This window comes from Methylobrevis albus (assembly GCF_015904235.1).
Lineage (GTDB): Bacteria > Pseudomonadota > Alphaproteobacteria > Rhizobiales > Pleomorphomonadaceae > Methylobrevis_A > Methylobrevis_A albus.
In genome coordinates this window covers 89,077-101,457 of the sequence record NZ_JADZLT010000042.1, presented here as the reverse complement: position 1 = coordinate 101,457, position 12,381 = coordinate 89,077, and the positions used below count along the sequence as shown (strand labels likewise).

Annotated in this window: 13 protein-coding genes and 1 other annotated feature; of the genes, 8 read left to right on the top strand and 5 right to left on the bottom strand. The window is 71.3% G+C overall.

Features of this window, described 5'->3' with window-relative positions:
* Positions 1–55: 55 nt before the first annotated feature.
* Entirely contained in the window at positions 56–673 is a 618-nt protein-coding gene (locus tag I5731_RS05545) for a J domain-containing protein (RefSeq protein ID WP_235981560.1), read from the bottom strand.
* Between the two features lie 123 nt (positions 674–796).
* On the opposite strand from I5731_RS05545, the gene I5731_RS05540 reads away from it, so the two are divergent.
* Positions 797–1,069 carry a BolA family protein gene (locus I5731_RS05540; RefSeq protein ID WP_197310376.1) on the top strand — a complete coding sequence of 91 codons (273 nt, stop codon included), beginning with the start codon at positions 797–799 and terminating at the stop codon, positions 1,067–1,069.
* 95 nt (positions 1,070–1,164) lie between these two features.
* On the opposite strand, the gene I5731_RS05535 is transcribed toward I5731_RS05540, so the two are convergent.
* The 3 genes from I5731_RS05535 to I5731_RS05525 form a co-directional block, all read right to left on the bottom strand.
* Positions 1,165–2,640 carry a SulP family inorganic anion transporter gene (locus I5731_RS05535; protein ID WP_197310375.1) on the bottom strand — a complete coding sequence of 492 codons (1,476 nt, stop codon included), beginning with the start codon at positions 2,638–2,640 and terminating at the stop codon, positions 1,165–1,167.
* Between the two features lie 81 nt (positions 2,641–2,721).
* Positions 2,722–2,777: a sequence feature (sul1 is cis-regulatory element that is thought to sense ions involved in sulfur or methionine metabolism; They are found in Alphaproteobacteria), on the bottom strand.
* 106 nt (positions 2,778–2,883) lie between these two features.
* On the bottom strand, positions 2,884–4,041 hold the full coding sequence (gene aroB, locus I5731_RS05530) for a 3-dehydroquinate synthase (RefSeq protein ID WP_197310374.1): 1,158 nt from the start codon (positions 4,039–4,041) through the stop codon (positions 2,884–2,886).
* A complete protein-coding gene (locus I5731_RS05525) occupies positions 4,038–4,694 on the bottom strand; it encodes a shikimate kinase (protein WP_197310373.1) in 657 nt (218 codons plus the stop codon). Before I5731_RS05525 ends, aroB begins: the two co-directional genes overlap by 4 nt.
* Positions 4,695–4,846: 152 nt before the next feature.
* On the opposite strand from I5731_RS05525, the gene I5731_RS05520 reads away from it, so the two are divergent.
* From I5731_RS05520 to I5731_RS05495, 7 genes are all read left to right on the top strand, one after another.
* Positions 4,847–5,089 carry a hypothetical protein gene (locus tag I5731_RS05520; protein ID WP_197310372.1) on the top strand — a complete coding sequence of 81 codons (243 nt, stop codon included), beginning with the start codon at positions 4,847–4,849 and terminating at the stop codon, positions 5,087–5,089.
* A 207-nt stretch (positions 5,090–5,296) separates the two neighbouring features.
* A complete protein-coding gene (locus I5731_RS19705; RefSeq protein ID WP_235981559.1) occupies positions 5,297–5,515 on the top strand; it encodes a hypothetical protein in 219 nt (72 codons plus the stop codon).
* A 50-nt stretch (positions 5,516–5,565) separates the two neighbouring features.
* On the top strand, positions 5,566–6,573 hold the full coding sequence (locus tag I5731_RS05515) for a tyrosine recombinase (RefSeq protein WP_268926558.1): 1,008 nt from the start codon (positions 5,566–5,568) through the stop codon (positions 6,571–6,573).
* A gap of 290 nt (positions 6,574–6,863) precedes the next feature.
* Positions 6,864–7,817, top strand: coding sequence for an acetyl-CoA carboxylase carboxyltransferase subunit alpha (locus tag I5731_RS05510; RefSeq protein WP_197310370.1), 954 nt, complete (start codon positions 6,864–6,866; stop codon positions 7,815–7,817).
* A 199-nt stretch (positions 7,818–8,016) separates the two neighbouring features.
* Positions 8,017–9,480, top strand: a complete 1,464-nt coding sequence (locus I5731_RS05505; RefSeq protein ID WP_197310369.1) for a L,D-transpeptidase family protein — start codon at positions 8,017–8,019, stop codon at positions 9,478–9,480.
* A 124-nt stretch (positions 9,481–9,604) separates the two neighbouring features.
* On the top strand, positions 9,605–10,414 hold the full coding sequence (gene blaOXA, locus I5731_RS05500; RefSeq protein ID WP_197310368.1) for a class D beta-lactamase: 810 nt from the start codon (positions 9,605–9,607) through the stop codon (positions 10,412–10,414).
* Positions 10,415–10,553: 139 nt separating this feature from the next.
* Positions 10,554–11,012: a GNAT family N-acetyltransferase gene (locus I5731_RS05495; protein ID WP_328838224.1), complete on the top strand. Its 459-nt coding sequence runs from the start codon at positions 10,554–10,556 to the stop codon at positions 11,010–11,012.
* Positions 11,013–11,101: 89 nt separating this feature from the next.
* Here I5731_RS05495 and I5731_RS05490 read toward each other — a convergent pair whose 3' ends face one another.
* Positions 11,102–12,343 (bottom strand): AI-2E family transporter, encoded by a 1,242-nt coding sequence (locus tag I5731_RS05490; RefSeq protein ID WP_197310366.1) that lies wholly within the window; start codon positions 12,341–12,343, stop codon positions 11,102–11,104.
* Positions 12,344–12,381: the final 38 nt, after the last annotated feature.

Sequence of the window (12,381 nt, the reverse complement as noted above, 5' to 3'; positions counted from 1 at the left end):
CCGTCCGGGACCGCGGAAGCGCTTATCTAGCGCTCCGGCGGCCCGGGACGACCGGTCAGCAGAAACCGGCGGACTTGAGGTAGTTATAGGCTTGGATGATCTGCCGCAACCGATCCTCCAGCGAGCGGTCGCCACCGTTCGCGTCGGGGTGATGACGTTTGACCAGCAACTTGTAGCGCGCCTTGATCGCCGCCTTGTCCGCCCCCTCCTCGATCCCGAGCGTATCGAAGGCCTTCTGCTGCAGCGGCGACAGCATCTTGCGCGCGGGTTTGGCGGCGGCGCCGCCGGTGTAGCGGCTGCGCGCGCCCTGGAACACGCCGAACGGGTCGACCACGGTCTCCGCGTCGATGTCGGGCGGCGGCGCGGCGCGGCCGGCGGCGCGGTTGACGCCCATGGTCCAGGTCGGCCGATGCCCGGTCAGCGCGTCCTTCTGGAAATCGGCGACGGCGTCGTCCGGCAAGCCCGCGAAATAATTGTAGGATTTGTTGTAGTCGCGGACGTGGTCGATGCAGAAATGGAAATACTGCCCCTCCCGGCCGCGCCCCTTCGGCGCCCGATGCGGGCCGGTGCGGTCGCAGCCCTCCCACTCGCACGCCGGTGCGTCGTCGGAAACCGGCCGTTCGGTGCCGGGTCGGACGCGGATCTTGTCGAACAGTTTGGAGTCGAGTTTCATGGTCGGCAGAGTATGGTGTGCCGCACCGCAACGGGCAAGACAGACCGCTGCGACCGGGTTCGGAGGGACCGCGCGGCGGGGGCCGCGGGCCGCGTCTCCGGAGCATCGTCGGAAGGACCGGACATGACGAGACGCGAGCGTATCCTCACGGCCCTGACCGAAGCGTTCACGCCGCGGGAAATTTCCGTCGTCGACGATTCGCACCGCCACGAGGGCCACGCCGGCTGGCGCGACGGCGGCGAAACCCACTTCCGGATCAAGATCGTCGCCGCGGCTTTCGACGGCCGCAGCCGCGTCGCCCGCCACCGCCTCGTCAACGAGGTGCTCCGCCCCGAACTCGATTCGGGCCTGCACGCGCTGGCGATCGACGCCCGCGGCCTCGAGGACGCCGGCTGACGGGTTCCCGTCGTCCACGGCCCGCCGGTCAGGACGATCCGCAGGGCCGATCGGCGCCGGCTGGGGCCCGGAGCCCGGGTTTCCCCGCCGCCCGGTCAGTGCGCGGCACCGGCCGCCTGCTCCTTCGCGGTAAAGCGGTCGACGATGGTGGCGCTCGCCGCGTTGAGGCCGACGACCGACACCTCGGCCCCGTTGCGGCCGAGCCGGGCCACCACCTTGTCGAGGGCCCCCACCGCCGTGATGTCCCAGAAGTGCGCCTCCGTGAGGTCGACCACGATCGTCGTCTCCTGCTCGGGCGGCGCGAAGCCGGCGATGAAGGCTTCGGTCGAGGCAAAGAAGATCTGCCCGCTGACCCGGTAGGTGCGCGAGGCGCCGTCGCCACCGGCCGTGGAGGTGACCGCGACGAGGCGCGCCACCTTGCCCGCGAAGAAGATGCCCGACAGCAGCACCCCGACCAGCACGCCGCGGGCGAGGTCGTGCGTCGCGACCACGGTCGCCACCGTCGACAGCATCACCACCGACGACTGCCACGGCACATGGGCGAGATCGCGGATCGAGCGCCACGAGAAGGTACCGATCGAGACCATGATCATCACCGCGACCAGCGCCGCCATCGGGATCACCCGCACGACGTCGTCGAGCACGAGGATCAGGAACAGCAGGAATGCGCCGGCGACGAAGCTCGACAGCCGGCCGCGGCCGCCCGACGAGACGTTGATCACCGACTGGCCGATCATCGCGCAGCCGCCCATGCCGCCGATCAGGCCGGAGGCGATGTTGGCGACGCCCTGGCTGCCGCACTCGACGTTCTTGTCGCTCGGCGTGTCGGTCATGTCGTCGACGATCTGGGCGGTGAGCAGCGATTCGAGCAGGCCGACCGCGGCGAGCGCCACCGAATAGGGGAAGATGATCTGCAGCGTCTCGAACGTCAGCGGCACCGCGGGAAAGGCGAACGTCGGCAGCGCGGACGGCAGTTCCCCCATGTCGCCGACGGTGCGCACGTCGAGGCCGAGCGCCAGCGAGGCGGCCGTCAGCACCGCGATCGCCACCAGTGGCGAGGGGATCACCCGGTTGAGGCGCGGGAACAGGTAGATGATGGCGAGCCCCGCCGCGACCATCACGTAGGTCGCCGCCGGCACGCCGACGAGCTCGGGCACCTGCGCGAGGAAGATCAGGATCGCCAGCGCGTTGACGAAGCCGGTGATCACCGAGCGCGAGACGAAGCGCATGATGCGCCCGATGCGGATCAGCCCGGCGCCGATCTGCAGCACGCCCATCAGCAGCGTGGCGGCGAAGAGATATTCGACGCCGTGGTCGCGCACGAGGCCGACCATCAGCACGGCGGTCGCCGCGGTGGCGGCCGAGATCATGCCCGGCCGGCCGCCGGTGAACGCCGAGACACAGGCGATGGCGAAGGAGGCATAGAGCCCGACCTTGGGGTCGAGGCCGGCGATCAGCGCGAAGCCGATCGCCTCGGGGATGAGCGCGAGTGCGACGACGACGCCGGAGAGGACGTCGCCACGGATGTTGCCGAACCACTCGCGGGCATAGGCGGAGGACTTGCTGTGCATGGAAAAAAGCTCGCAGGACGCGCGAAAGGGCATCTCGGCGATCGGAGGATCGACGGCGGCCGGATTGCTGCGCGTTTGATGCGTTGTCCGGCGGATCGGCGGCCGGAAGAGCCACCCGGAGTTTCACCGGGTCCTGAGCGATGCCCACAAATAGCCGGAACCCGCACGCGAGTGCAAGCGCTGCAGCGCAACACGACCGGGCATCAGGCTGTGCCGGCGCGCGGCCGGGGTTTGGGCCAACGTCTAGACGGCCGCCTCGGCGAGGAAGTCGGTCACCGCCGAGGGCGGCACGTCGTTGGCGATGAAGGCTTGGCCGATGCCGTGCGTCAGGATGAAGGTGAGCTTGCCGCGCGCCACCTTCTTGTCCTGGCCGATCAGCTTCAGCAGGCCGTCCGCATCGGGCAGGTCGCCGGGCACGTCGGCGAGCCGCGTCGGCAGGCCGACGGTGGAAAAATGCGCCCTCACCCGGTCGGCGTCGTCGCGGCTCGCAAGGTTCATCCGCACCGAAAAATCGTGCGCCAGCACCATGCCGATGGCGATCGCCTCGCCGTGCACCAGCCGGTCGGAGTAGCCGGTCGCCGCCTCCAGCGCGTGGCCGAAGGTGTGGCCGAGGTTGAGCAGCGCCCGCTCGCCCGTCTCGCGCTCGTCGGCGGCGACGACGCGCGCCTTCGCCCGGCACGAGGTGGCGATCGCCGCGGTGCGCGCGGTCCCGCCGGCGAACACCGCGCCGTGGTTCGCCTCGAGCCAGGCGAAGAAGCCGGCGTCGTCGATCAGTCCGTATTTTGCGACTTCCGCGTAGCCCGCCCGGAAATGCCGTTCCGACAGCGTGTCGAGGGCGGCCGTGTCGGCAACGACGAGGTCGGGTTGATGGAACACGCCGACGAGGTTCTTGCCGTGGGCAACGTTGATGCCGGTCTTGCCGCCGACGGAACTGTCGACCTGGGCGAGCAGCGAGGTCGGGATCTGCACGAAGCGCATGCCGCGGCGCACGACGCCGGCGACGAAGCCGGAGAGATCGCCGACGACGCCGCCCCCCAGCGCCACCACCGCGTCGCCGCGCTCGAACCGCCCGCCGATCACCGCGTCGACGACGCGCTCGAACACCGGAAAGCTCTTCGAGGCTTCGCCCGGCGCGACGACGATCGCGCTCGACGCGATCCCCGCCGCCTCGAGCCCGGCCTCCAGCGCGTCGAGATGCAGGCCGGCGAGGTTGGCGTCGGTGACGATCGCGGCGCGCGCACCGGGCAGGCGCTCGGCCATCAGCGCGCCGACACGGCCGATCAGCCCGTCGCCGATCAGGATGTCGTAGGAGCGGTCGCCGAGCGCGACCGGCACGACGACCGGCCCGCCATCGGACGCCTCGGCGGCGGCGGCATCGAAGGTCGCGGCGGTGGTGGTCATGACTCGGGGATTCCAGATGTCCGGTCGGCGCCGGCGGCCTCGGCGTCGAGCCAGGGCAGCAGCGCGGCGACCACGTCGTCGACGACGGCCTCGTGCGGCACGTCGCGCGACAGGATGGTGATGTCGCTGTCGGCGTACACCGGATAGCGCTCCTCGACGAGACGCTTCAGCGTGCCGAGCGGATCGGCGGTCTGCAGCAGCGGCCGGGTCGGGCGGCGCTTGACGCGCTCGAACAGCACCGCGGCGTCGGCCTTCAGCCACACCGACACCCCGGCGGCGCGGATCGCCGCGCGGGTCTCGGCATTCATGAAGGCGCCGCCACCGGTGGCGATCACCCGCCGGCCGTCGCGCAGGAGCCGCGCAATCACCCGCCGCTCGCCCTCGCGGAAATAGGCCTCGCCATGCTGGGCGAAGATTTCCGGCACGGTCTGGTTCGCCGCTTCCTCGATCGCCTGGTCGGCGTCGACGAAATCGAGGCCGAGCCGCGCCGCGAGCCGGCGGCCGACGCTGGTCTTGCCGGCGCCCATCATGCCGATCAGCACGATCGAGCGGGGGCCGAGCCGGTCGAGCACGCGCGCGGCGACGGGCGGCGGCGTCGCGGCCGACACCTCCTCGTCCTCCCCCTCACCCGTCTCGCGCCGCGCCTCGATCATCCCGGCTATGTCCGTGAGAGGCGCCGGGCTTGTCAAGCGCGTGTCCCCGCGCGGGCGCCGGGAACGGACCGCCGGTGACGGAAACCGGTGCTCGGTGTCCATGACGGGAATGCCCCCGCCGCAAGCGGAAAACCCCGACAGGAGACACCGCCATGCTTTCCCGCTCGCAGATCCCCGCCGCGATCAGCACCGTCTGCATCATCCTGCCGCTCGTGCTCACCGCCCTCGTCACGGCGCCGGGCGCCGTGCAGGAGGTTCGGGCCGAAACGGCGGAAGAAGCCCAGCGCATCATCTGGCGGTGTGATTCCCGTGCGGCGGAACTCGGCATCAGCGAGGCCGACTACGAGAGCTTCATGAAGAAGTGCTACGAGGAGGCGATGCAGTCGGGGGGCTGACCCCGGGCGGAGGGGACGTGAAAACGGCTGCGCCTCGCCGATCGGCGGGGTCGGAACGGCACCCGCATCCGCCGCACCCACCGCTGTCTTTGTTAACCGAGTTCCGGCAGACTATCTCCCGGATGACCGGGGGGGCTTCCTGCCGAGCGCGCGGCGCCGGGCGGCTGCGCCCGGCCAAACGCCCCGGCAGCCGTGCAGACGAGAGCCATGCCGACCGTCACCCGCTTTCTCGCCCGCATCGGATGCTTCGGCCTCGCCGTCTTCGCGGCGATGCTGGCGCTCGCCTATCTCGTGACCCCGCCACAGCGGCCGATGAGCGAACCGATCGACGCCGCGGTGTTCGAGACGTTGCGCCCGTCGGATCTGCCGGCCGCGGCCGCCGCCGCGCGCGACGACACCGGCGACCTGCCGCGGCCACCCGGCTGACAGTGGCCGCCGCCCTGATCCCGGAGACAGCCCGCGCCGGAGCCGATGCCTTGAGCGATGCCCACCTGATCGAAGCCTTCCTCGAGATGCAGAGCGTCGAGCGCGGCGCGGCGGCGAACACCATCGCCGCCTATGCCCGCGACCTCGCCGGCTACGCCGCTTTCGTGGCGGGGCGCGGCGGGGCGCTCGGCGCCGGCCGCGACGACGTCGCCGCCTACATGGCGCGTCTCGCCGGCGAGGGTTTTGCGGCGTCGACGCAGGCGCGGCATCTGTCGGCGGTGCGGCAGTTCCACAAGTTCCTCTATGGCGAAGGCCGGCGCCCCGACGACCCGACCGCGACCGTCGACCGGCCGAAGGCGGCGCGTCCGCTGCCCAAAGTGCTGTCGGAGGCGGAGGTCGACCGGCTGATCACCACGGCCGCCGCCCCGCCGGCCGACGACGAGACCCCGCTCGACGCCCTGCGCCGGCTGCGGCTCTCGGCGCTGCTCGAACTCATCTATGCGACGGGCCTGCGCGTCTCCGAGCTCGTCTCGCTGCCGGCGGGAGCGATCCGGCCCGACGCGCGGGTGACGACGGTGCGCGGCAAGGGCGACAAGGAGCGCATGGTGCCGATCGGCACCCGCGCCCGCGCCGCCGTGGCGCGCTTCCGCGAGGCCGCCGCCGCGGCCGGCCGCACGGGTGTGGCAAAGCCTGCCGCGCCCGCCAGCGCGAAATCCGCGGCAAGGCCCGCCACCCGCGCGGCCCCGGAATCCCGCTGGCTGTTTCCCGCCTTTTCCGCGAGCGGCCACATGACCCGCCAGGCCTTCGCGCGCGACCTCAAAGCCCTCGCCGCCCGCGCCGGCATCGCGCCCGGACGGGTCTCGCCGCATGTGCTGCGGCACGCCTTCGCCAGCCACCTGCTCGCGCACGGCGCCGATCTGCGCGTCGTCCAGACCCTGCTCGGCCACGCCGACATCGCGACGACGCAGATCTACACCCACGTGCTGGACGAGAAGCTGCGCGAGCTCGTCGAAACCCGCCACCCGATGGCGCGCGCGCCGGCCACAGGCGGCGGCTGACCCGTCGCCGGCCCCGGCGAAGCGGATTTGCGCGCCTGCCGCGCCTGCGACATCCTTGACAGCCGGGGGCACTGACGCCAGTGTGCGGCCGCGAACGGGGCGAGGCTTCCCGCCCCGCGCGGCCTCCGCCCTCGGCGGCCCCGCAATCGAGGCGGCCGGCCGATATGCCGGCGTCCCGGGACCGGGCCCCCACATAACGGTTCCGTTCGTCGAAACGCCCGACCGGAGCTGCTGCGCGGATGGCGCGGCGGCCGTGCTGCTCCGGCTCTGGGCCCGATCATGGGAAACGGATGCGAAGCTATCTCGAATTTGAAAAGCCGGTCGCCGACCTCGAAGGCAAGGTGCAGGAGCTGAAAGCCCTGTCGCAGTCCGGCGAGGCGGTGGAGATCGACGACGACGTCGCCAAGCTGGAGGCCAAGGCCTCGCAGGCCCTCGTCGAGATCTACGCCAAGCTCACCCCCTGGCAGAAGACGCAGGTCGCGCGCCATCCGGACCGGCCGCACGCGCTGGACTACGTCAAGGGCCTGATCGAGGACTGGACGCCGCTCGCCGGCGACCGCGCCTTCGGCGAGGACGCCGCGATCATCGCCGGCCTCGGCCGCTTCCGCGGCCGGCCGATCGCGATCCTCGGCCAGGAGAAGGGCCACGACACCCAGACCCGCATCCGCCACAACTTCGGCATGGCGCGGCCCGAGGGCTACCGCAAGGCGGTGCGCCTGATGGAACTCGCCGACCGCTTCCAGTTGCCGGTGCTGTCGCTGGTCGACACGGCGGGCGCCTATCCCGGCATCGGCGCCGAAGAGCGCGGCCAGGCCGAGGCGATCGCCCGCTCGACCCAGGCCTGCCTCCGGCTGTCCGTGCCGAACGTCGCGCTGATCATTGGCGAGGGCGGCTCCGGCGGCGCGATCGCGATCGCCACCACCAACCGCGTCTACATGCTCGAGCACGCGATCTATTCGGTGATCTCGCCGGAAGGCGCCGCCTCGATCCTTTGGAAAGATTCGGCGCGGGCGCAGGACGCGGCCACCAACATGAAGATCACCGCCGCCGACCTGCAGCGGCTCGGCATCATCGACGGCATCGTCAAGGAGCCGCTCGGCGGCGCCCACCGCGATCCGGACGCCGTGCTCGGCGCCGCCGGCGACACCATCGAGGGCGCGCTCGCCGAATTCGACGGCATGGAGCCCGAGCAGATCCGCTCGGCCCGCCGGCAGAAATTCCTCGCGATCGGCCGCAATCTCTGAGGACGACCGCCGCCCGGCGGGCGGCGGGCCTTGCCGCCCCGACCGGTTTTGGTAAGACTTTGGTAACGATATCGGTCAATCCTGCGGCCGGGGGTCATGCGTCTTCGCCGCGGACCTGCCCATCGGTGCCGGTAGCGACGTGGACGCGGCGACGGGCGAAGCACTCTGTTCGATTCATCGGCGGATCCGGTTGACGTTCATGCAGGCTGTTCAAAACCCCGCTTCCACTCGCACCCGCGCGCCGCGCCGGGGCGTCGCCGCGCGGCTGCTGCTCGCCGCCGGCCTCGCGGCGCTGCTCGCCGGCTGCCAGGCCGACGAACTCGGCTTCGGCCCGCAATCGACGCGCCAGGCCGAGCGCGAGACGCGGCAGATGATGTCGAAGCTCGGCATGACCGAGACCTCGCCGATCCTGATCCGCATCTTCAAGGAAGAAAACGCGCTCGAGGTCTGGAAGAAGGACCGTTCCGGCCGCTATGCGCTGCTGAAGAGCTACGAGATCTGCAAGTGGTCGGGCAAGCTCGGGCCGAAGATCAAGGAAGGCGACCGGCAGGCACCGGAGGGGTACTACACGATCACCCCGGCGCAGATGAACCCGAAGTCGAGCTACTATCTCTCGTTCAACACCGGCTTCCCGAACGCCTATGACCGCGCCAACGGCCGCACCGGCACGCACCTGATGGTGCACGGCGCCTGTTCCTCGGCCGGCTGCTACGCGATGACCGACGCGCAGATCCAGGAGATCTACACGCTCGCCCGCGACGCCTTCCGCGGCGGGCAGAAGTCGTTCCAGCTGCAGGCCTTCCCGTTCCGGATGACGCCCGACAACCTCGCCCGCCACCGCAACGACCCGAACATGCCGTTCTGGAAGATGCTGAAGGAGGGTTACGACCACTTCGAGCTCACCCGCTCGGAGCCGAAGGTCGACGTCTGCGGCCGGAAGTACGTGTTCAACGCGACGCCGGTCGACGGCACGCTGAGCCCCGCCGCGGCCTGCCCGAACCTCTCGGTGCCGCAGGAGCTGCAGCTCGCCATCGCCGCCCGCCAGAAGGCCGACGAGGCGAAGACGATCGAGATCGCCGCCCGCCTCGAGGCCGAGGAGCGCGTCGCCGCCGAGAAGGCCGCGCGCAAGGCCGAGCAGCAGATCATGCTCGCCCAGCGCGAGGCGGAGCGCCAGGAGCGCCTCGCCAACCGCCAGCCGCTGACGGAATCCGTGCCGCTGCTCGGCACCGTGCTGTCGGCCTTTGTCGCGCCGCCCGAACCGATGCAGCTGGTCGCCGATCCGGTCAGCGGCCCGAACGCCAACCCGTTGCCGAAGGTCGACCCGCGCACGCCGGCTCCCGTCGCCGTCGCGGCGGCCCCGGGCCAGATCACCCCGGCGGCCACCGCCCCGGCGGCCACCGCCACCATTCCCGGCAGCACCGCGCCGGCGCCGGCGGCCGCCGCGCCAGCGGCGACGACCGCCGCCGTGTCTCCCGCGCCCGCACCGGCTGCCTCGCCGGCCGCGCCGACCACCGCCGCCGCCGCGGCCCCCATCGCCGGCGACACGGCGACCACGATCGCCGGCGAGACCCAGCCGGCGCCGGCAGCAAGCGCCGCCGCCGAACCCGAGCAGGGCGCCACCAGTTACGTGAGCGCGGTCACCCGGCTGATCCCCTGGTTCTGATCGGCTGAACCGCGCCCCCCTTGGATCCGGACCGCCGGGTCCGCCCCGGCGCGAGGCCCGCCGCCGTCCCTGCATGCGCAGCGGCGTGCCGCCGGGCCGTCGCCGCGACCGCGGAGATTTGTCCATGCGCCCCATCTTCCTGCTCGCCTGCGCCCTGCTGCTCGCCGCCCCGGCGCGCGCCGAAGGCGTCGCCACCTTGTGCACGCTGGTCGTCGAGCCCGGTGTCGCAGAGCCGCTGCTCTCCGAAGGCGACTGCGACACCCGGGTGACGCCGGCGTCGACGTTCAAGATCGCCCTCGCCGTGATGGCCGCCGACGCCGGGCTGATCACCGCGCCGGACGCCCCGGCCCTGCCCTTCAAGGCGGGCTACGTCGACTGGAATCCCGCTTGGCGCGCCACGACGACGCCGGAAGCATGGATGCGGAATTCGGTGGTCTGGTACTCCTATGAGATGACGAAAATGCTCGGTGCCAAGCGCTTCGAGGCCTACGTCCGCGCCTTCGACTTAGGCAACGGCGACGTCTCCGGCGACCCCGGCGCCGACAACGGCCTCACCGGATCGTGGATCGGCTCGTCGCTGGCGATTTCGCCGCGCGAGCAGGTCGGCTTCCTCGCCCGGCTGCTCGGCGGCGAGATCGCGGTCGCGCCGGAGGCCGTCGCCCTCACCCGGACGCTAGCCGACCAGGGCGAGCAGCCGAACGGCTGGCGGCTGTTCGCCAAGACCGGCGCCGCTGCGCCGAAACGCGCCGACGGCAAGCCCGACCGGGCACGCAGCTACGGCTGGTACGTCGGCTGGGCGGAAAAGGGCGACCGCCGGGTCTTCTTCGCCCGCCTCGTGCAGAACCAGGGCGCCTCGGACACGCCGCCGAGCTTCCGCGCCCGCGACGGCGTGCGCGCCGATCTGTTTTCGGCAACGTCCGCACTGCTGCGTTGAGCGGGTCGCACCTTGCGATAACGACCGCGTCACCCCCGTCCGATTCCGTCTTTTCGGACGCTGCGACGCACGCTAAGCTCATCGCATGAGCACGCTGTCGATCGATATCCGACGAGCCAGACTTCAGGACGCCGCCGCCGTGGCGGAGGTCCACGACGCGGCTTGGCGCAACGCCTATCGCGGGATTCTGCCGGGTATCGATCTCGAACGCATGGTCGAGAAACGCGGACCGGCGTGGTGGCAGCGGGCGATCCGTCGCAAGGTCGCGGTGCTGGTGCTCGAGGTCGATCGCCACGTCGTCGGCTATGCGACGCTCGGCCCGAGCCGCATGCGCGCGCTGCCGCACAAGGGCGAGATCTACGAGATCTACCTGAAGCCCGAATACCAGGGCATCGGCCTCGGCCGCCGCCTGTTCCAGGCCGCCCGCAGCGCGCTCGGCGAGATGCGCTTCAAGGGCCTCGCCGTCCGCGCCCTCGTCGCCAACGAGGCGGCGCTCGGCTTCTACCGCCGGCTCGGCGGCGACAAGCTGGTCGAGACCGGCGAGCGCATCGGCGACAGCGTCCTGCCGGTGGTGGTGTTCGGCTGGGACCTCGGCTGACGCGGCCCGGCGCTGCGCCGGACCGCCCCTGACCCGCAGCGTCGGCCGCGAAGGCCCCCGGCGTCGGGTCTTGCGTTCAGGGCCGCGCGTCAGGTCTTCTCCGCCGCCGCATCCTTGTCCTTTGGAATTTGCCCCTCCCGCGCGCCGAGGAACTCGCTGACCGCGGTGTACCCGTCGACATGGTCGCAGAAGATCTTCACGACGACGAGGATCGGCACCGCCATGATCGCCCCCGCGATGCCCCAGAGCCAGCCCCAGAAGGCGACGGCGAGGAAGATCGCCACCGGGTTCATCTCCAGCCGGCGCCCGACCAGCATCGGCGTGACGATCTGGCCCTCGAACACAGTGATCGCCAGGAACACCGCGGGCGCCACCATGGCCGCGCTGACGGTGTCGAAGCTGACCAGAGCCACCACCACGATCGCACTGCCGGTAACCGCCGGGCCGATGTAGGGCATGTAGTTGAGGACGCCGCCGAGGATGCCCCAGAGCACCGGCGTCGGCATTCCCACCACCGACATCGCGATGCCGATGGCGATGCCGAGGCAGATGTTGATGATCGTGATGGTGAAGAGGTAGCGCGACACCTCGCGTTCGACCTCGCGGGTGATGCGCACGCCGCGCTTCTTGTCCGACAGCGTCGGCAGCACCTTGACCAGCTTCTCGTAGAACATGTCGCCCGAGGCGAGCAGGAACAGCAGCAGGACGATCGTGAGGCCCATCTTGGCGCCGATCTCCGGCACGCCGGTGGCGGCGCGGCTGAGCAGGCCCGGCTCCTCAAGCACGACGCGCTGCACCGGCATCCCGGCGCGCGCCGCCTCCTCCATGCGCTGCGACGCCGCCATCACCCGCTCGATCGGCCCGCGCAGCAGGCTGATCTTGTCGCGCAGCGTCGCCGCGGTGCCGGGCGCATCGTCGATGAACTGCTGGATCGGGTCGATCAGCACCCAGACCGCGCTGGAGACCGCCGCGATCAGGATCACCACCAGCGCCGCCGCCGAGACGAATTCCGGCACGCCGCGCCGGCGCAGGCCGCGCACCGCCGGGCTGAGCACGAGCGCGAACAGGAAGGCGAGCGAGACCGGAAGCAGGAAATCCTTCGAGAAGTACAGCGCCGCGATCAGCATGATCAGGAAAATACCGACCTGGGCGAACCGCGCCTCGGCGGCGAGGAACGGCTCGGGCGGTGCGTGTTCGACCCGGGAGATCGCCGAGGCGTCGGCCTCGTCGGCCGGCGCGGGGGCCGTGTCCGTGCCCCCGCCCCCACCGAACGGCGCCGCTGTGGATGGTCCGGGGACGATCGGGACGGCGGCGATTTCGGCGGGCTGCATGGGGACACTTCCGGGGACAGGAGGGTTGCGGCGCGCTG

Coding starts and splice junctions, on each gene's coding strand:
- aroB (WP_197310374.1), bottom strand. CDS start 4,041: ATGACCACCACCGCCGCGACCTTCGATGCCGCCGCCGCCGAGGCGTCC.
- I5731_RS05510 (WP_197310370.1), top strand. CDS start 6,864: ATGCGAAGCTATCTCGAATTTGAAAAGCCGGTCGCCGACCTCGAAGGC.
- blaOXA (WP_197310368.1), top strand. CDS start 9,605: ATGCGCCCCATCTTCCTGCTCGCCTGCGCCCTGCTGCTCGCCGCCCCG.
- I5731_RS05520 (WP_197310372.1), top strand. CDS start 4,847: ATGCTTTCCCGCTCGCAGATCCCCGCCGCGATCAGCACCGTCTGCATC.
- I5731_RS19705 (WP_235981559.1), top strand. CDS start 5,297: ATGCCGACCGTCACCCGCTTTCTCGCCCGCATCGGATGCTTCGGCCTC.
- I5731_RS05490 (WP_197310366.1), bottom strand. CDS start 12,343: ATGCAGCCCGCCGAAATCGCCGCCGTCCCGATCGTCCCCGGACCATCC.
- I5731_RS05545 (WP_235981560.1), bottom strand. CDS start 673: ATGAAACTCGACTCCAAACTGTTCGACAAGATCCGCGTCCGACCCGGC.
- I5731_RS05505 (WP_197310369.1), top strand. CDS start 8,017: ATGCAGGCTGTTCAAAACCCCGCTTCCACTCGCACCCGCGCGCCGCGC.
- I5731_RS05535 (WP_197310375.1), bottom strand. CDS start 2,640: ATGCACAGCAAGTCCTCCGCCTATGCCCGCGAGTGGTTCGGCAACATC.
- I5731_RS05540 (WP_197310376.1), top strand. CDS start 797: ATGACGAGACGCGAGCGTATCCTCACGGCCCTGACCGAAGCGTTCACG.
- I5731_RS05525 (WP_197310373.1), bottom strand. CDS start 4,694: ATGATCGAGGCGCGGCGCGAGACGGGTGAGGGGGAGGACGAGGAGGTG.